This is a genomic window from Clostridiaceae bacterium HFYG-1003 (assembly GCA_024579835.1).
Classification (GTDB): domain Bacteria; phylum Bacillota; class Clostridia; order Clostridiales; family Clostridiaceae; genus JG1575.
Genome location: CP102060.1, coordinates 1,219,719 through 1,237,168, shown reverse-complemented (window position 1 = coordinate 1,237,168; position 17,450 = coordinate 1,219,719). Strand labels below are relative to the sequence as shown.

Sequence of the window (17,450 nt, the reverse complement as noted above, 5' to 3'; positions counted from 1 at the left end):
TGAATATTCGTGGAAATGAGGATGAAATGAAGCATGGACAAGAGCTGATGAAAACCTCGTAACTTGATGAAAAGTAAGGACTGATCGGATGAAGAATGATAGCTCATGGAAATCCTTCGGAATATGCAAGGAATCATGGGGATCGGATCTGGTTAAAATCGATTGTCACCCGTTTGCTGATATTTAGGTTGACAATCAGTCTGTCCGCCCCGTACAATAACAAAGGTGATCACAATGAAAAAAGAAAAAATACTGGAATTATTAAAACAATCGAATGATTATGTTTCCGGACAGAGTCTGGCTCACCAGCTGGGTGTAAGCCGCAATACCGTCTGGAAAGCCATCAAGGCCCTGGAGGAAGACGGTTATGAGATCGAATCTCAGACGAACCGGGGTTATCGCCTGAAGGAACTGACCAGTCAGCTCAGTGCGCTGGAACTGACTCAACTTGCCCCCTGGCTGAAGGATCGACTGATTCTTCATCCTACCATTGGTTCTACGAATACCTGGCTGAAAGAAAATCAGGACAATCTGCCTGACAGAACCATTGTTCTGACCAGCGATCAGACCGGCGGCCGCGGCCGCCAGGGCCGCAGCTTTTATTCCAGCGGCGGCAGCGGCATCTATCTGAGCGTACTCTATCGCGGAGCCAACCTGCCTGATCCGGGTTTTATCACTCTGGCAGCGGGTCTGGCAGTTGTCGAACTTCTTGAAAAATCTGGGTTTGACCCTTCCATTAAATGGGTCAACGATGTATTTCTGGGTCAGCATAAAGTCTGCGGCATCCTGACCGAAGGTGAACTGGAACTGGAGAGTGGTCAGATGAAATACCTGATCCTGGGGATCGGTCTTAACGTCAATCACTCTTCGTTTCCACCGGAACTGGAATCCATTGCCACTTCCCTGGCGCTCCAGTCCGGTCATCGGTTTAATCTGAACCATTTGACCGTTTCTCTGATATCGATCCTGGATCGGATGATGCCCCAAATCAGTCTTTCCCTGGATCCAGCGATTTTCCGTCAGAATACGGACAGCCTGGTGGAACAGTTCAATCGCCATCTGTATGCCAAAGGGGAGGAAGTCACCCTGTCCGGAGGCAGTCAGACCCTCATTACCGGACGCTTGATCGGAATTGATTCCCAAGGCCGCCTGATACTTGAAACCGTGTCCGGTCAAAAAGCATTTCCCTATGGCGAATATCGCCTGACCGGAACTGCTCCAGACCCGCAACAAAATTAATAATTGTGAGGATATCATGCAACAGACCTTTTCGAAAAAACTGACCACCCGAGAACTTGTTCTGATCCCATTATTCAGCGCTCTGATCTGTATCGGCGCCTTCATCAAAATACCCATCGGACTCGTGCCGGTGAGCCTGCAGACCATTTTTGTTCTGCTGGCCGGCATCCTCCTGGGCGCGAAACGCGGTGCTCTGGCCGTTCTGCTTTATGTCCTGCTGGGCCTGTCCGGCCTCCCTGTGTTTACTTCCGGAGGCGGACCTCAGTATATCCTGCACCCCACGTTCGGCTACCTGCTCGGAATGATTCTGGCCGCCTTTGCAGCCGGCTGGATCGCCCAGATGACACGACGTAAAAACGGGTTCATTCTGTTTGGAGCAGCCCTGCTTGGACTGCTGCTTATTTACAGTTTCGGTGTTGCCTGGCTCTACCTGATCAAAAATATATACATGGGCGGCAATGTTGCCTGGGTTCCATTGATGAAGGCTGGTGCACTGGTGTTTCTTCCAGCGGACACAGTCTGGTGCGCACTCGCCGCCCTGGTCGGCAAGCGTCTGGCAGTCCTGTCAAATCAGCTGGCAGCAAGATAATTCCATTCCCTGTTGAGATTTTTACTGCTCCAGCAATGGTTGTGCCTGATCGCTGAGTCGGTATGAACTCAATGCGGGGATATGGTGTCAAAGCGGGGATATGGTGTCAAAGCGGGCCTCTAAAAAAGTAAATCAAAAAACTAGACATTACCAGATATCGCAGCGGCGGGTGTACATCTTTGTACACCCGCCGCACTTCGCATTGGATTAAATGTTAGCTAATTGCAGAGTTTAGTTTGAGCAATTGATGCCATGGTCCAGTCCGAGCCGTTTGGCTGCTATCTGGGACTGCGGCTTGAAGGCAGTCTGTTGCTGAACAGGCAGCAGACAATCTTTCATCTGACGTATTTGCATGATAACCTTAAGACTTTCGGACCGGTGTGATGAGAATTTCGGTGATTCGTTTGCCCCGCAGACCCTTGATCTGAAACAGGTAACCTCCGTGAACGATCTGTTCTCCCACCGAAGGAATATGACCCAGCTGTTCCAGCAGAAATCCCGCGATGGTATCAAAATCAACATCCAGAATCGACAATCCCAGTAAGGGATTGATTTCATCGATCCGGGTGCTGCCGCCCACCAGATAGCCATCCCCTGCCTGCCGGATGAATTCCAGTCCACTGCCGGCAGTTGAATCATCCAGTTCTCCGAAAATTTCTTCGATCAGATCTTCCATCGTAACCATGCCGACGGTACCACCGTATTCATCAAGTACAATGGCCAGACTTGTAGGGCTGGCCTGGAATTCAGCGAACAAGTCCCGCACCTGCATAAACTCATAGGTAAATATGGGGTCGCTCATGTAGCGGGTTACACTGAAATCCTGTGCCAGATCATCCTGGAAGAGCAGCCGCTTGATGCTGACGATGCCGATGATGTGATCCAGGTTCCCGGAATAGATCGGAATTTTGGAAAACTGGCGAACCCGGAACGTTTCTTTCAGCTCATCCAGACTGGCGGTATCCTCCAGAGCAATCAAATCGGTTCGAGGTGTCATAACATTCCGGATCGGTAGATCGCCAAACTCCAACACATTGTGGATCATGGTCCTCTCTTTGCTCTCGAGAATCCCTTCCTCATGGCTAAAGTCGATCATGCTGCGCAGCTCTTCGGTTGTGATCACACTTTTTTGCGGATGGCCGCTTCCCATCAGGCGGATCAGAAAATTCGTGATGAACAGCAAGAAGATCAGGATGGGATGAGTCAGACGGATGAGGAGACTGACAACCGGAGCAATTCGAAGTGAGAATTTCTCCGCATGCTGGACAGCCCACGACTTGGGTGTAATCTCTCCGAAAATCAGAACCAGCAGCGTCATCAGGCCGGTGGCGATTCCTACCCCCGCACTGCCAAAGGTTTCCAAGGCAAGCGAAGTAGCCAGAGCGGAAGCTCCAATATTTACGATGTTGTTTCCCACTAAAATCGCGCCGAGCAGACGATTGGGATCCTCCAGCAGTTTCAGGACTTTGGCTGCGTTGGGAACCTGATCCTTTGCCAGATGTCGAAACCGGATCCGGTTTACGGAAGTCAGAGCGGTTTCACAGGCTGAGAAGAAAGCAGAAAAGGAAATGAGAACGACCAGCAGAATCAGTTGCCATGCAGTATTTGGATTCATCGATATCACCTCGCTTGATTCCATAAAGCGTTATGTAGTTCGGAATATATCCGATGAAGTGCTTGTTCAATTTCATTATAGGCCATTTCAGGAGAAGAAAAAGACCGGAAAGCCTTGCAGAAGTTATTCGCGGCAAGGGCTTTCGGTCTTATCTGGCTTAATTTTCTTTTCGTCAGTCTCTGTGAGCCTGATCTGGCTTCATCATGCTAGGTTGTCTCGGTGAAAATGCCGGTTTTGCGGAACCGCTGATAGCGGCCTTCCAGGAGCTCGTCCTTGGACAGGCTTTCCAGTTCCGCCAGCTTAATTTTCAATTCCCGGCGGATTTCCTGGGCAATCTCACGGAAGGGTCGGCCTTCCGCGATGACTTTATCGCACAGATTCAGTTCCGAGAGATGCTGCGGTGTGATTTTTAAACTCTCCGAAGCTTCCTCGATGCGGCTGGGATCCTTCCACAGGATACTGGCGCATCCTTCGGGGCTGATGACAGAATAAAACGAGTTTTCCATCATCCAGAGGGCATCGGATACCCCCAGAGCGAGTGCTCCGCCGGAGCCGCCCTCTCCTACCAGAATCGATATCACCGGAACTTTCAGCCCGCTCATCTGAAAAAGATTGTCCGCAATCGCCTGGCCCTGTCCCCGTTCTTCGGCTCCAATGCCGCAGTAGGCACCGGAGGTATCAATGAAGCAGATCACCGGCCGGTTGAATTTCTCCGCCAGTTTCATCTGACGCAACGCTTTTCGGTAACCTTCCGGGTGAGCGGAACCAAAGTTGCGTTGGATCCGGGTTTTGGTATTGCGGCCCTTTTCCAGGGCAACGATGGTGACGGGTTTTCCATCCAGCCGGGCCAGGCCGGTGACCATGGCCGGATCATCGCCGAACTTGCGATCTCCGTGCATTTCCATGAAATCTTCGAAGATGCCCGAAACAAAGTACATGGAGGTCGGACGATTGGTGTCCCTGGCTTTTTTTACGGTATCAATGGATGACATTTAAGCACCTCCATGCAGGCTCAGGATTCGTCTGAGATAAGCTTTGATGTTGCGGCGGCTGACAATCTGGTCCAGGAAGCCCTGCTTTAGGACCATCTCGGCCCGCTGGAACCCTTCCGGCAGCTTCTTGCGGATGGTGCCTTCAATGACGCGGGGACCCGCGAAGGCAACCAGAGCTTTCGGTTCGGCCACAATGACATCGCCTTCCATGGCAAAGGAAGCGGTAACTCCGCCGGACGTCGGATCCGTCAGAACCGCAATGTAGAAGAGTCCGGCATCGCTGTGCCGGCGCACGGCAGCGCTGGTTTTGGCCATTTGCATGAGGGAGGTCAGACCTTCCTGCATGCGGGCTCCGCCGGAGGCACAGAAGCCCACCACTGGCAATCCTTGCTGTGTTGCGGTCTCAAAGATCCGGGTGATTTTTTCCCCTACCACCGAGCCCATGGAGGCCATGATGAAATTCGGCTCCATGAAAAAAAGCGCGCAGCGAAGGCCGGAGATTTCACCAATTCCAGTGATTACCGCTTCTTCTTCCCCGGTCTTTTGCCGAGCCTGTTCCAGTTTTTCGGTATAGCTGGGAAACTCCAGAAAGTTGATCGAGCGCAGGTTTGTGTCATGCTCGACAAAGGTTGCGTCATCCACGACAATGTCCAGGCGCTGTCGGGCCGTGATCCGTAGATGATGACCGCACTCGGGGCATACCATGTACCTGGCCAGAAATTCATCTTCAGGCAGATGGAACAGACATTCCGGACAGGTAACCTCTTTTTTCTTGGCGGGGCTCAGTTCTTCCTTCGGTGCAGTTTTTTCCTGCTCCGAGGTAAACAGTGTGCCGGTTTTTTCCAGCGAGTTGATGGATTTTCGGAATAATTTTTTCAGGTTCATCGATTATGTCTCCAGATCCCGGGTTGTAAAGTCACCGGCCAGAAATTTATCATTGTCCAGCAATTCCAGATAGAAGTCCATGGTGGTGTCGATGCCCTCGATGAGGAGCTCCCCCAATGCGGAACGCATTTTGCGGATGGCTTCTTCCCGGGTCGGACTCCAGACAATGAGCTTGCCTACCATGGAATCATAGTAAGGCGAAATGGAACAGCCGGAATAGATGAAGGTATCAAAGCGGACATTGGGTCCGCCCGGACTGTGCAGAAATTCGATTCGGCCAAAACTGGGGGCAAAGCCACGCTCCGGCGCTTCCGCCAGGATGCGGCATTCAATGGCATGGCCGCGCGACTGGATGGTCATATCTTCAATGGAGAGTCCTGCCGCGACGCGGAACTGCCACTGCACCAGATCCAGATCCGTCACCATTTCCGTGACGGGATGCTCGACCTGCAGGCGGGTGTTCATTTCCATGAAATAGAAATTACGATCCTTGTCCATCAGATACTCGATGGTGCCGGCTCCCCGGTAGTTGATATTTTTGACAGCGGTCTCACTGAATCCGAACAGGCGGGCCCGCTCTTCGTCATTGATCTTCAGGCAGGGGCTCTCCTCGATCAGTTTCTGATTGCGCCGCTGTACGGAGCAGTCGCGCTCGCCCAGCACCTTGCAGTTTCCGAATGTATCGCACAGGACCTGAACTTCGACGTGCTTGACGTTCTCCAGGAACTTTTCAACGTAGAGCGTATCGTCCATAAAGCTTACTTTCGCTTCCTGCCGGGCCATGTCCCAGAGCGAATCCAGCTCTTCCTCGGCGCGGACCAGGCGAATGCCCTTGCCACCGCCGCCGGCTGCTGCCTTGATCAGGATGGGATATCCCACTTCCCGGGCAAATGCCTTGGCTTCAGCCGCGTTTTTGATGTCTTCCCGGCCAGGCACGACCGGTACGCCGGCTGCTTTCATGATGCGCCGGGCTTCTTCCTTGTCACCCATCTGGAGAATGGTTTTCCAGTAAGGTCCGACAAAGATCAGGCCTTCTTCTTCGCACAGTCTGGCAAATTCCGGATTTTCCGCCAGCAGTCCGTAACCCGGATGGATGGCGTTGCAGCCCGTGGCCTTGGCAATGGCCAGGATGGCACCGCGGTTGAGGTAACTTTCGGAGACTCTGCCCGGACCGATGCAGTAGGCTTCATCCGCCATCAGGACGTGCAGGGACTCCCAGTCAGGTTCGGAATAAACACAAACCGTTTCGATGCCCATTTCACGGCAGGCCCGGATGATCCGGACCGCCACTTCCCCTCGGTTGGCAATGAGGATTTTTGAAAACATGTCTAGTCCTCCACAACGGCAAAGGAAAGTTCGGCTTCAGAATGGACCGCGCCGTTCACCAGCACTTTGGCTTTGGCGAAATAGAACGGTTTGCGGGCCCGGGTGATTTCGGTCTGAATGGTCAGCACATCCCCGGGGCGAACCGGTTTTCGGAACTTGGCTTCCTTGATGCCGGTATAATACGGGGTTCCCTTGAGGTCCTGTCCCAGGAGCACCGCGCAGGCCTGAGCCATCATTTCACACTGAATGACGCCCGGCACCACCGGATTGCCCGGGAAATGGCCCTGCAGGAAGAATTCATCGCCGCGGACGGTATAGTGCGCGAGGCCTGTATTGTCCGCAGTCACTTCCGCCTCATCCAGGAGCAGCATCGGCTCCCGGTGGGGCATAATTTGCTTCAGCTCTTCCCGGTTCATTTCGTCACCAGGAACAGGGGCTCATTGTATTCCGCTACCTGCTCGTCCCGCTTGAGAATCTTCAGGATGGTCAGATCACTCGGGGCCTTGATCTCGTTCATGATCTTCATGGACTCGATGATGCACAGCGTTTCGCCGGCCTTGACCTTCTGCCCTTCGCGGACAAAGGATCGGGCCTCCGGTGAGGGCTTGCCGTAGTAGATGCCGGCCAGGGGGGCTTTAATGGACTCAGCTTCTTCCGCCGGAGCGGAAGCTTCCGCAACCGTCGGGGCTGGCGCAGCCACTGCCGCAGGTGCCGGCGCAGCGCCGGTCATGACGATGGGGAGTTCTTTTTCCAGACAGATCTTCAGGTCTTTTTCTTCCAGGCTGATCCGGGTCAGGCCATGTTCGGTCAGGAGCCGGGCCAGCAGTGTTAGTTTATCTTCCATCATTCCACTTCCTTAATGCGATTGCTGCGTTGTGTCCGCCAAAGCCCAGCGAAGCTGAGATGGCAAAGTCGATCTCCTTGGCTTTGGCCTGATTCGGCGTGTAGTCCAGATCGCAGTCCGGATCCGGAACCTGATAGCCAACGGTGGGAGGAATTTTATTCTCATTAAGAGCCAGAACCGAGGCAATCACCTCAGCTGCGCCGGCCGCTCCGAGCATATGCCCGGTCATGGACTTGGTCGAGCTGATGGACAGCTGAGCCGCCGCTTCGCCGAATGCCTTCTTCAGCGCCAATGTTTCGGTTTTATCATTGAGACTGGTGCTGGTGCCGTGGGCATTGTAATACGTTCTGGCAGCATCTACCCCGCCGCTCTCGTCCACGCTCTGGATGATGGCCCGGGCCGATCCTGCCGCGTCGGGATCCGGCGCCGTCATGTGATAGGCGTCGCAGGTGTTGCCATAGCCCGTCACTTCGGCCAGAATGGTTGCACCGCGGCGTCTGGCGTGCTCGAGTTCTTCCAGAACCACAACGCCGGCGCCTTCGCCGATGACAAAGCCGGAACGCTCCGCGTCAAAGGGAATGGAGGCGCGATCGGGATTCGTGGAGGTCGTCAACGCCATGCATGCAATAAATCCGGCTACGGCAATGTCCGTAATGGAAGCTTCGCTGCCCCCGGTCAGAATGATGTCGCTGTAGCCATGCTTGATGTTGCGGTAGGCTTCCCCGATTGCATTGGTCGAGGTCGCGCAGGCTGTGACGACCGGCAGGCTCGCCCCGCGCAGGTTATAGTGAATAGCGACCTGACCCGTGGCCATATTGGAAATCATGGCTGGAATCAGAAACGGGGAAACGCGGCGCGGTCCCTTGGTATCCAGATCGCGCAGACCGGCCTCGAAGGCCAGCATGCCGCCGATGCCGGAACCGATGTAGACCCCGGCCCGGTCATGATCAAATTCCGCCGTGTCCAGTCCGGCCTGGTGGAACGCCTGATCGGCGGCAGCCAGGGCGTACTGGGAGAACAGGTCAAACCGGCGCTGCTCCTTCTTGGCGATGAGATGCTCAATCTGGAAATCCTTGACTTCCGCACCCAAAGTGGCTTTATAGTCAGTGGTGTCAAACCGGGTAATGGGGCCGATGCCATGGCGGCCGGCCATCAGGCTGTCCCGGTATGCTTCGATGGTGTTGCCGATGGGCGAAATAATGCCCATGCCGGTGATTACGACTCGCTTCATAAGGATAATCCTCCGTCGATGACCAGGACCTGCCCGGTGATATAAGATGCGGCATCTGATGCCAGGAACAGACAGGCCTTGGCGACATCTGCCGGCGTTCCTTTGCGTTTCATGGGGATGGCCCCTACCATTTCTTCCTTGGCTTTTTCCGAGATATTCTGCGTCATGTCCGTTTCAATGAAACCTGGCGCAATGGCGTTGACATTGATGTTGCGGCTGGCCAGTTCCATGGCGACGGATTTCGTCAGTCCCAGAACGCCGGCCTTGGAGGCGGCATAATTGGCCTGACCCTTGTTCCCTTTCAGACCCACAATGGAAGACAGGTTGATGATCTTGCCGCTGCGCTTCTTCATGAGGATGGGATACAGGTGCTTCATGAAATTGAACGTGCCCTTCAGATTGACATCGATGACCTGATCAAAATCAGCTTCCTTCATGGAAAGCATCAGGCCATCCCGGGTAATTCCCGCGCAGTTGATGAGAACGTCGATGGTGCCAAAGACTTTGACAACCTCTGCCACGGTTTCCCCGGCAGCTGCAAAGTCGCTGACATCACAGGCGAACTCCCGGAACGAATCTGACAAGAGATCTCTAACTTCCTGGGGCAGTTCGCGGCCCGAATGGATGATCGCCACCCGCGCCCCTTCCCGGTGAAACGCCTTAGCGGTTTCTAACCCGATGCCGCGGCTGCCGCCGGTCACCAGGACAACTTGATCCTTAAACATGAAATTCCTCCATTTTTTGCTTGAATCGTGCCAGGCTCTCCCGATCGGAGATACCGGCCACCAGAATGTCTTCGCCGGGCAGAATCCGGCTGATGAGTCCCTGCAGGGTTTTTCCGTAGCCGGTTTCGATGAAGATCCGGACCCCCTGCCGGTAAAGTTCCTGTACCATGAGCGTAAAGCGGACCGGCTGGATCACCTGACAGGCAATCCGGCTGCGGATCTCGGATTCATCCGAGGGATAAACCATGGCATCCAGATTGGACAGGACAGGATAACGCAAGGGATGCAGCACCAGGGAGTCCAGTTCTCTGGCCAGCGCGTCATGGGCACTCTGCATGAACTCACTGTGGAAGGCTCCCCGCACATTCAGCGGGATGACCTTACCGCCCAGACTCTTGAGTTCTGCGATGGCAGTCTGCAGCTGGCTGCGTTCACCTGAAATGACGGTTTGTTTCGGGGAGTTGTAATTGACGCACCAGACCTGGCTGAAGTTGGCCAGAGCGGCTTCGATGGCGGCAGGATCCAGTCCGTTGACTGCTGCCATGCCTCCGTCCTGATCGTCACAGGCCGCATACATGGCCTGGGTTCTCACGGCAAGAAGATGGTGCGCATCCGCCGGTTCAAAGGCTTCGGCAAAACTGAGCGCCGCCACCTCGCCCAGGGAGAACCCGGCCAGAACATCCGGCTCGATTCCCTGATCTTTCGCCAGTCGGGCGCTGAGCAGACCGCTCAGATAAACCAGCTGAGCCGCCATCCGGTCGGTATCCGCCGCAGTTTCGCTCAGAACCGCTTCGCGAAGGCCTGGAAACTCTGTCTCCAGAAGATCCTGCTCGGTCTGATCCAGTTCGAGATACAGTTCACGAACCATGCCGGGCTTCTGGCTGCCCTGCCCGGGAAATAAAAAAGCTGTTTTCATATCGATTAACCTCGGAATGACCGGCACCCTCAGGTGCGGATCATGAATTGTGCATAATTGATTGTTGGGCAATTCATAGAGTGCTGCATGCTATCCGGAACAGAAAAATGCAAATTAAAATTCGCTATGGAGATTTTTTACTTGAGATTCTGAACAGAAGTGATGCTTAACTTAACGGAACATCAGGATGATATTTTAACCTGAAATGGATCGATACGCCAAACCATGGCCAGTCCGATGGACTGGCCGGGTTTTGGCGCATTGCCGGGCGTTAAGCTTTCGCTTCGATCGCTCCGACAACATCGCCTACAGTTTTCAGGCTTTCGTCCATTTCCAGCTGGATGTCCAGGGATTCTTCCAGTTTCATGATGAGTTCCACCATGTCGAGGGAATCCAGTCCCAGTTCCTCGAAGCTGGACTCCATGGTGATTTCGCTGGCGTCCATTTCCTTGTACTCCGCAATTTCCTGTGCTACTTTTTCAAATACCATTGTATCTGACCTCCAAATTTTGATTTATTTTCGTTTGATGATGGCTGTGTTAGAGATTTTTATAAGGTTTTTATATTAAGTCGTCGTGTCAGTGATTCTTCCGAACGCACCGACCATCCATTCATTCTTTCGTCCACTCCAGGATAGCGCCGGCTGATGTGAGTCCGCCGCCAAAGGCGACCAGACCGAGCATCATGCCTTTTTTAAACTTTCCGGACCGGTTGAGTTCATCCAGGAGCAGCGGAATGCTGCCCGCGGAGGTGTTGCCCCGGTCGGCGACCTGGTTGATGAACGTCTCCTCAGAGACCCCCAGCCGCTCCCGGGCACTTTCGATGATGCGCGAGTTTGCCTGATGCGGGATCACAAGGTCTAGATCCTGGGCGGTCATTCCCGCTCGGTTCAGACACAGGTTAAGTTCATCCAGGAATGCTCCGACTGCGAATTTATAGACCTCACGACCGTTCATTTCGATGGTATTGCGGGTTTCGGTTTCCTTATGCCAGGGGGTATCCGGAAAGACATTCGGGATATTGAGTACGTCGATGTTGCCTTTGCCGCTGGCATGGATGGCTTTGAGTCCGTTCCCCTTTTTCAGAAGCACGGCTCCGCCTCCGTCGCCGAACAGAATGCAAGTGCGGCGGTCGGTATAATCGAGATAGCGGCTCATGATTTCCATGCCTACGACCAGGATATATTCCGCTTTGTTTGCCTGGAACAGCGCGTCAGCCATGTCCAGACCATATAAAAAGCCAGTGCAGGCAGCATTGAGGTCCAAGGCGGCACAGTCGACACCAAGATCCATGGCCAGGATGGAGGCCTGAGACGGCGTCCGGTATTCCCCGCTGATGGTGGCAAAGAGAATATAGCCGAGCTGATCCGGCGTGATTCCGCCGTCTTCCAGGGCTTCCCGGGCGGATTTTAATGCCAGGTCGCGCATGGTCTCGTCAACCATGACGCGGCGCTCTGAGATGCCGGTTCGCTGGGTAATCCACTCATCCGAGGTATCAACCATTTTTTCAAGAATGGCGTTGGTCAGTCTGAAGTCGGGTTCGCCCCGGCCTGTTCCTATGATTTCAAAACTCATTGTTGCTTCCTTTCTTCTGTTCGGTCGATGGGTCCGGTGCTGCCGGTACGCAGCAGTTCTATGATTAAAGTTTTTTTGAATCTAAAAATTCATCCAGATGTCCGTTCAGCTTGAGCAGACTCTCCCGCAGAGTACGAACTTCTTCTTCCGACAGCCCTGAGGTCATGCTGCGCACCATTCGGATATGAAAGATGTGATGCAGGCGCACTACTTTAACCCCAGCTTCGGTCAGGCTCAGAGTGACTCCCCTGAGATCGCTGCGGCTTTTTTCTTTCAGGACGTAGCCTTTTTTCTGCAGCTTCTGGATCGCAACCGTCACCGTGGCAGTGGTTACGCTGAGTAGCATGGCCAGGTCGCGAATGTTGATCCCGCTGTTTTCTCCGATTTTTTCCAGAATGTGAATCTCATTGATGCTAAGATCCATTTCATTCCGCTCATTCATCAGGGTCTCAACCCGTTCGATCTTTTCATAGACGCTGATGATGACATGATTCAACTGACTGAAAAATCCTTCCATGGCTCTCCCTGTAATTAGTTTGATAACCTAATTATATGCCTATTACTTTGACTGTCAAGATATTTGAAGTGCGAAACAAAAAACCGAAAAAAAACCGGCTGCGCAAGCCGGGTTCAGAAAACACCGTCAATCTCATGACGGGCAACGGTGAGAGGGCCCTGTTCCGTCATGAGAACCAGCCGGGTTGGACGGATGAGCTGTACGATCCCCTGCCGGGTCATTTCCGGTTCATTCGGCCGGGAAATGATCAGGGTCAGGGGCAATCCCTCGGTTTTGGAACGGGCAATGAGCACGTCCCAGTCCTCCCGTTCGGCTTCCGTATGGTATCGGGCCGGTTTCTCGCAGGCTTCCTGGAGCTGGTCCAGCCGGATTCGTTCGTTATGATCGGACAAAAGCATCCCCTGCCATTTAAGCATGCAGCGATCCGGGTAAATTCGATCCTGCGGGCGGCAGGTCCGCGGTTTCTTCCACATCTTATTTCACCTCGCTTAACCCTTTATGGCCGCCGATGTTCTGGCTGCGTTCAAAAAAGGTGGATCCGCGGGTCAGGCTGTGTCCCTTGAATATGGCGGTCTTGCCGAAACGGTCCCGGATCTCGTCAATGACCAGATCCACCGCCCGGCCGTCATCGCCGGTGTAATCCCAGAGGGACAGCTGCCGGCCGAAGTCCTCTGTCAGATCATTCAGAGCGATATTGAACTGCCGGACCGGTTCACCCTGCCAGTGCTTTACAAACAGCGATCGGAAGATTTCCCGAAGGGTCGCTGTGTCGCTGGTTGGAACTTTAAGCCGCTTCGAGACGCCGATTCCGGGGTGGTTGACGCTGGAGGAATAGCCGCAGTAAAAGCCGATGCTGCAGCATAACGATCGGTGGCGGCGCAGCCGCATGGTGACATCATCAATCATTTCATCCAGGATCGTCAGGATCTCCTCTTTCTCATAATAATCCCGCATCAGAATCTGGCCTTTGGAAAAACCTTTGCTTTTCTGAATCACCGGTTCTGAAATGACGCTGTAGTCCACGCCGTTGGCGTGATAGTACTGCTGCAAGCCCATGATGCCGAACTTCGACTCCAGAATGTGCGGGTCAAAGTGTGCCAGAGAATAGATGGAATGGATCCCCAGCTTGTTCAGCCGCCGTTCCCAGCCCCGCGAGATGCCCCAGAAATCGGTGAGCTTCGGGATTTTCCAGACTGTTTCCGGGATTCGTTCGTAGGACCAGTACGCGATCTGGCTCTTTTTCTTTTTGGCCTCATTGTCCAGTGCCAGCTTTGCCAGAAGTGGATTGTCGCCAATCCCAATCGTCACATTCAGTCCGATTTCCTGCTTGATCTGGTCGCGCAGCCGAACCGCCACCTTGCCGGGATCACCGAACAGATGGGCTGTGCCGGTCACATCCAGAAAGGATTCGTCGATGGAATAGACCAGAATGTCTTCATCGGCAGCGTACTGGCGAAAGATGTCATTGATCTGGCGGTTTATTTCCAGATACAGACTCATGGACGGGTCCACGACCATCAGTTTGGGGTCATTGGGCACTTCGAATTTTCGATTGCCGGTTTTGATATTGAATTCGGATTTAACCTTGGGGGAAGACGCCAGCACAATGGCGCCCGGACGTCGGACATCCGACACCACCACAATGTATGCCTCCAGGGGGTCAATCCCGCGTCGCACCGCCTCCACCGAGGCGAAGAAGGATTTGACATCGATGCACATCAGATAGCGCAGGGGCATTTTACTGTAATCTATGGTACTCATAACACATCACCTTAGAACGTTTGTTCGATATCTATATGATACCACAGGAATATAAAATAAGTGCCGGATTCTTAAAATATTGAGAATCCGGCACTTATTTTTTTAGTTGTTCTGAGTGGATTATTCCTGTCCGACGTACTTTTTCAATCCATAGACAAAGTGGGCATCCTGTACATAGATGACACCGGTCGTACGATCCAGTCCCGTATTGTTGCGAATGGCATCCATGATGTCGCCGGCTTTTTCCTTCCGGGCGATGATCAGGACAATTTCGTCATTTCCGTTGGTACCCTTGGAGAAGAGGCTCATTTCCGGATCCACCGTGGACTGGTCTTCCAGAATCGTTCCGCCGGTTGCTCCGGCTGCCCGGGCCGCATCCATTACCCGATCGGCATTGCCGTTGCGGAAGATGGCGGTGATCACCTGAACATCCGATTCATTGCGGTCTTCGGTTTTAACATTGCTCAGCCGTTCCGCATAGACCTCATTGACATTCACCGCATAGGCAATGCCGTGAGCGGGTTTGCCGATTCCGAACTCTTCGGCGACTTTCTTCAGGAAAATCTCCGCCAGATCCGTTGCGGCGACCAGGGATACGAAATCCCGGACTCGGCCATGTTTTTCAAATTCCTTCATCAGAAGCTGATTGGCTGTACCCAGTCCCTTACTGACGGTTCCATTCATGATGCCCTTCTGCTTTGCCATTTTAAGGACTTCTTCACCTTGTCCCTGAGGAACGATGATGGTGATGTGATCCAATTCAACATTTTTCGGCATAGTACACCTCGCTTGTTTGTCGTTATTTTAAGCTGTTTCGCTAAGTTTTTTTCATTATAACATATCAACTTTGCCTATTCGTTACGATCCGGCAAATGTTTACGGCTTATTCTTGTTTATCGAGATCGCCTGAATCAGCCGACTGCTTCGGCTGCAGCCGACCAGCCGATCTTGCAGGGGACTAATCCGGTAAATGCAGAATCCCCTGATATTCCAGCAGGATTTCCAGGAAGTAGACCAATTGATACCTCCACCAGGGCCAATCATGGGCGACCTCATATCCCCAGATATCAACCCAGGCAGGAATATTCTTTTCCCGGAGCAGATCAGCTACTTTTCGGGTATCCCGCAGCGACTCGGCTTCAAAGTCCCCCTGACCACAGCACAGGATGAGATCCCCCTTGCGGTAGTACTCCAAATACCAGGAATCCGACAGGTCTTTGAGGTAATCAATGGGTGAATTGATGTAGACGTTGTAGCCGAAATGCTCTCCGACGAAGAAGCGGGCATCATACAGTCCACTCAGAGCAATAGCGCCATTAAATACATCCGGGTGACGCAGGTAGAAGTTCAGGGCGTGAAACGCTCCCATGGAGCTGCCATGGGCAAGCAGCGGCCCCTGCCAGGACGTCCATTGGCGGATCAGCGGCACCAGTTCTTCCACAATGTACAGATCATACTGATTGTGGCGCAGGGCTCGTTCTTCCGGTTCCAGGGACTGGTTATCCCAGCTTTCGGCATCCACCGAATCCGGTGTAAATACCTGGATCAGCCCCGCGTCAATCAGATGGGCCATGGCATCGATCATTCCAAAGTCTTCAAATTCATAAAACCGTCCCCCTGAAGTCGGGAATACGATCATTGGTTTTCCGCTGTGGCCGTAGCGCTTAAATTCCATATCCCGCCCCAGGTGGCGGCTGAATGTTTTATCATACGTGATTTGCATTTGATGTCCTCCCGATTCATTGATCTTGCCAGTTACAGTTCCAAATTCTTTTTTTCCAGAATAAAGCGAACCATTTTTTTCATTTCCTCAAAGTCGTCGACCCGGAAAATGAATGCGTAGTCCCCCATGGCTTTGGCCAGAATTCGCGGCATTTCCCCATGGTATAGAATACTGGAGCTGTAGTTATAGATGATCTCATCAATGGAATTGGCATACTGACTCGTATATTTGCGGCCGGTATAGGCGCAGTAATGCCGGGCTTTAACATGGGCATCGAACGCGTTGGAGGCGACTACTTTCGCATACTGCTCATACAGATCGATGTCGCCGGCAAAGTTCCACATGTCGATGGAATAGCCTCCGGGCGGACGGACATTGACTTCCAGGGCAACCAGGCTGCCCAGTTTCGTCCGAAAGAATTCCATGTGGAAGAACCGTTCCTTGAGTCCGAAGGCCTCCACAGCTTTGGTACCCGCTTCCAAAAGGTCCTCCGGCACGGCAGGAAGCGAGTAGTAGAAGATATCCAGATCAGAATTGACCACATCCATGATGCCGCTGCTGAAGCGGAAGGTTGAAGTAAATACCACCTGACCGTCCTGATCAGTCAGCCCGTCGAAGCTTTCAATATCGCCTTCGATAAATTCCTCCAGAATGTACCGGTTCCCGGATCTGGTACTGAAAAAATCTTCCAGATCATGATCGCTGACCAGCAGCTGTGTATCCTGCGCCCCCACGCCCATATCCGGTTTGATCACGCAGGGATAGCCAAAGACATCGATCCAGTAACGGGCTTCCGTTGGATTTCTGACAACGCCGCCCAAGGCAACGGGGATGTTGCAGGATCGGAACACTTCCTTCATTTTCGACTTGTACTTCAGCGGTTCCATTTCATGCGCTTTCAGTCCCGGGATGTTAAAGTCGGTACGCAGCTGGGCGTCCTGAATCAGCCAATGCTCATTGTGAGATTCGAGCCGGTCGATTTTCCCGTACTTGTGTGTGAAATAGCCCAAAGCACGCAGTACCTCATCATACTGATCCATATGTTCTACCCGATAGTATTCAGTCAGATGTTCCTTCAGATCCTGATTCAGTTCCTGATAGCTGTCCTGGCCGATTCCCAGAACATTGACACCCTGTTCTCTCAGTCGCACGGCAAAATTGGAGTACCCCCTGGGAAAATTGGGAGAGATAAATACGTAGTTCATTGGTTCCCCCTTCCAATCAGTGCATAATTATGCATTAATTGTAATTTTCTTCCAATTATATCACGAAATCATTGGCCTACAAGGAGTTATTACTGACAAAATTTCAATTTCCTGCCGAAGAACCGAAGGCTCCGCATTGCTTTCCTTTTCCGGCTTTCGATTCCTTTCGTTCAGTAACTCAAGACCGTCGACTTTGAACAAACCAAAGCCGATAAAGCTCCGAATCCTTCGAACAGGATTCGGGGCAAGCAGGATATGAACTAGGAACGTACTGTTCCTTCAGGGCAGTCTGTCGCTCGATTCCAGCT

General features: G+C 52.9%; 19 protein-coding genes. 2 read left to right on the top strand and 17 right to left on the bottom strand.

Annotation, left to right across the window (positions count from 1 at the left end; translation table 11 throughout):
• The first annotated feature begins 234 nt into the window (after positions 1-234).
• Positions 235-1,239 carry a biotin--[acetyl-CoA-carboxylase] ligase gene (locus NQU17_05675; protein ID UUM13052.1) on the top strand — a complete coding sequence of 335 codons (1,005 nt, stop codon included), beginning with the start codon at positions 235-237 and terminating at the stop codon, positions 1,237-1,239.
• Between the two features lie 16 nt (positions 1,240-1,255).
• The gene (locus tag NQU17_05670) at positions 1,256-1,828 is read left to right on the top strand and encodes a biotin transporter BioY (protein ID UUM13051.1); all 573 of its coding nucleotides are present in this window, start codon (positions 1,256-1,258) and stop codon (positions 1,826-1,828) included.
• Between the two features lie 361 nt (positions 1,829-2,189).
• On the opposite strand, the gene NQU17_05665 is transcribed toward NQU17_05670, so the two are convergent.
• From NQU17_05665 to NQU17_05585, 17 genes are all read right to left on the bottom strand, one after another.
• Positions 2,190-3,443, bottom strand: coding sequence for a hemolysin family protein (locus tag NQU17_05665; protein UUM13050.1), 1,254 nt, complete (start codon positions 3,441-3,443; stop codon positions 2,190-2,192).
• Between the two features lie 206 nt (positions 3,444-3,649).
• A complete protein-coding gene (locus NQU17_05660) occupies positions 3,650-4,435 on the bottom strand; it encodes an acetyl-CoA carboxylase carboxyltransferase subunit alpha (GenBank protein ID UUM13049.1) in 786 nt (261 codons plus the stop codon).
• Positions 4,436-5,320 carry an acetyl-CoA carboxylase, carboxyltransferase subunit beta gene (gene accD, locus NQU17_05655; GenBank protein UUM13048.1) on the bottom strand — a complete coding sequence of 295 codons (885 nt, stop codon included), beginning with the start codon at positions 5,318-5,320 and terminating at the stop codon, positions 4,436-4,438. It lies immediately after the preceding gene.
• Positions 5,321-5,323: 3 nt separating this feature from the next.
• On the bottom strand, positions 5,324-6,646 hold the full coding sequence (locus tag NQU17_05650; protein UUM13047.1) for an acetyl-CoA carboxylase biotin carboxylase subunit: 1,323 nt from the start codon (positions 6,644-6,646) through the stop codon (positions 5,324-5,326).
• Between the two features lie 2 nt (positions 6,647-6,648).
• Complete coding sequence (gene fabZ / locus NQU17_05645; protein UUM13046.1) at positions 6,649-7,062, bottom strand: 3-hydroxyacyl-ACP dehydratase FabZ; 414 nt, start codon at positions 7,060-7,062, stop codon at positions 6,649-6,651.
• Positions 7,059-7,490, bottom strand: coding sequence for an acetyl-CoA carboxylase, biotin carboxyl carrier protein (locus NQU17_05640; GenBank protein ID UUM13045.1), 432 nt, complete (start codon positions 7,488-7,490; stop codon positions 7,059-7,061). Before NQU17_05640 ends, fabZ begins: the two co-directional genes overlap by 4 nt.
• Positions 7,480-8,721 carry a beta-ketoacyl-ACP synthase II gene (gene fabF / locus NQU17_05635; protein ID UUM13044.1) on the bottom strand — a complete coding sequence of 414 codons (1,242 nt, stop codon included), beginning with the start codon at positions 8,719-8,721 and terminating at the stop codon, positions 7,480-7,482. The genes NQU17_05640 and fabF overlap by 11 nt, the downstream gene beginning before the upstream one ends.
• A complete protein-coding gene (gene fabG / locus NQU17_05630; GenBank protein ID UUM13043.1) occupies positions 8,718-9,446 on the bottom strand; it encodes a 3-oxoacyl-[acyl-carrier-protein] reductase in 729 nt (242 codons plus the stop codon). The genes fabF and fabG overlap by 4 nt, the downstream gene beginning before the upstream one ends.
• Positions 9,439-10,362, bottom strand: a complete 924-nt coding sequence (locus tag NQU17_05625; GenBank protein ID UUM13042.1) for an ACP S-malonyltransferase — start codon at positions 10,360-10,362, stop codon at positions 9,439-9,441. The genes fabG and NQU17_05625 overlap by 8 nt, the downstream gene beginning before the upstream one ends.
• A 271-nt stretch (positions 10,363-10,633) precedes the next feature.
• Complete coding sequence (locus NQU17_05620) at positions 10,634-10,852, bottom strand: acyl carrier protein (protein UUM13041.1); 219 nt, start codon at positions 10,850-10,852, stop codon at positions 10,634-10,636.
• Positions 10,853-10,973: 121 nt separating this feature from the next.
• Positions 10,974-11,936, bottom strand: coding sequence for a ketoacyl-ACP synthase III (locus NQU17_05615; GenBank protein UUM13040.1), 963 nt, complete (start codon positions 11,934-11,936; stop codon positions 10,974-10,976).
• Between the two features lie 64 nt (positions 11,937-12,000).
• A complete protein-coding gene (locus NQU17_05610; GenBank protein ID UUM13039.1) occupies positions 12,001-12,453 on the bottom strand; it encodes a MarR family transcriptional regulator in 453 nt (150 codons plus the stop codon).
• 113 nt (positions 12,454-12,566) lie between these two features.
• A complete protein-coding gene (locus tag NQU17_05605; GenBank protein ID UUM13038.1) occupies positions 12,567-12,926 on the bottom strand; it encodes a hypothetical protein in 360 nt (119 codons plus the stop codon).
• 1 nt (position 12,927) lies between these two features.
• A complete protein-coding gene (locus NQU17_05600; protein UUM13037.1) occupies positions 12,928-14,214 on the bottom strand; it encodes a Y-family DNA polymerase in 1,287 nt (428 codons plus the stop codon).
• A 120-nt stretch (positions 14,215-14,334) separates the two neighbouring features.
• Positions 14,335-14,991, bottom strand: coding sequence for a hypothetical protein (locus NQU17_05595; GenBank protein UUM13036.1), 657 nt, complete (start codon positions 14,989-14,991; stop codon positions 14,335-14,337).
• A gap of 181 nt (positions 14,992-15,172) precedes the next feature.
• Complete coding sequence (locus tag NQU17_05590; protein UUM13035.1) at positions 15,173-15,937, bottom strand: alpha/beta hydrolase-fold protein; 765 nt, start codon at positions 15,935-15,937, stop codon at positions 15,173-15,175.
• Positions 15,938-15,969: 32 nt separating this feature from the next.
• Entirely contained in the window at positions 15,970-17,142 is a 1,173-nt protein-coding gene (locus NQU17_05585; GenBank protein UUM13034.1) for an ATP-grasp domain-containing protein, read from the bottom strand.
• Between the last annotated feature and the right edge of the window lie 308 nt (positions 17,143-17,450).

Coding starts and splice junctions, on each gene's coding strand:
- NQU17_05610 (UUM13039.1), bottom strand. CDS start 12,453: ATGGAAGGATTTTTCAGTCAGTTGAATCATGTCATCATCAGCGTCTAT.
- NQU17_05650 (UUM13047.1), bottom strand. CDS start 6,646: ATGTTTTCAAAAATCCTCATTGCCAACCGAGGGGAAGTGGCGGTCCGG.
- NQU17_05625 (UUM13042.1), bottom strand. CDS start 10,362: ATGAAAACAGCTTTTTTATTTCCCGGGCAGGGCAGCCAGAAGCCCGGC.
- NQU17_05605 (UUM13038.1), bottom strand. CDS start 12,926: ATGTGGAAGAAACCGCGGACCTGCCGCCCGCAGGATCGAATTTACCCG.
- NQU17_05615 (UUM13040.1), bottom strand. CDS start 11,936: ATGAGTTTTGAAATCATAGGAACAGGCCGGGGCGAACCCGACTTCAGA.
- NQU17_05640 (UUM13045.1), bottom strand. CDS start 7,490: ATGGAAGATAAACTAACACTGCTGGCCCGGCTCCTGACCGAACATGGC.
- NQU17_05665 (UUM13050.1), bottom strand. CDS start 3,443: ATGAATCCAAATACTGCATGGCAACTGATTCTGCTGGTCGTTCTCATT.
- fabF (UUM13044.1), bottom strand. CDS start 8,721: ATGAAGCGAGTCGTAATCACCGGCATGGGCATTATTTCGCCCATCGGC.
- NQU17_05620 (UUM13041.1), bottom strand. CDS start 10,852: ATGGTATTTGAAAAAGTAGCACAGGAAATTGCGGAGTACAAGGAAATG.
- fabZ (UUM13046.1), bottom strand. CDS start 7,062: ATGAACCGGGAAGAGCTGAAGCAAATTATGCCCCACCGGGAGCCGATG.
- NQU17_05670 (UUM13051.1), top strand. CDS start 1,256: ATGCAACAGACCTTTTCGAAAAAACTGACCACCCGAGAACTTGTTCTG.
- NQU17_05660 (UUM13049.1), bottom strand. CDS start 4,435: ATGTCATCCATTGATACCGTAAAAAAAGCCAGGGACACCAATCGTCCG.
- NQU17_05675 (UUM13052.1), top strand. CDS start 235: ATGAAAAAAGAAAAAATACTGGAATTATTAAAACAATCGAATGATTAT.
- NQU17_05590 (UUM13035.1), bottom strand. CDS start 15,937: ATGCAAATCACGTATGATAAAACATTCAGCCGCCACCTGGGGCGGGAT.
- accD (UUM13048.1), bottom strand. CDS start 5,320: ATGAACCTGAAAAAATTATTCCGAAAATCCATCAACTCGCTGGAAAAA.
- NQU17_05595 (UUM13036.1), bottom strand. CDS start 14,991: ATGCCGAAAAATGTTGAATTGGATCACATCACCATCATCGTTCCTCAG.
- NQU17_05585 (UUM13034.1), bottom strand. CDS start 17,142: ATGAACTACGTATTTATCTCTCCCAATTTTCCCAGGGGGTACTCCAAT.
- NQU17_05600 (UUM13037.1), bottom strand. CDS start 14,214: ATGAGTACCATAGATTACAGTAAAATGCCCCTGCGCTATCTGATGTGC.
- fabG (UUM13043.1), bottom strand. CDS start 9,446: ATGTTTAAGGATCAAGTTGTCCTGGTGACCGGCGGCAGCCGCGGCATC.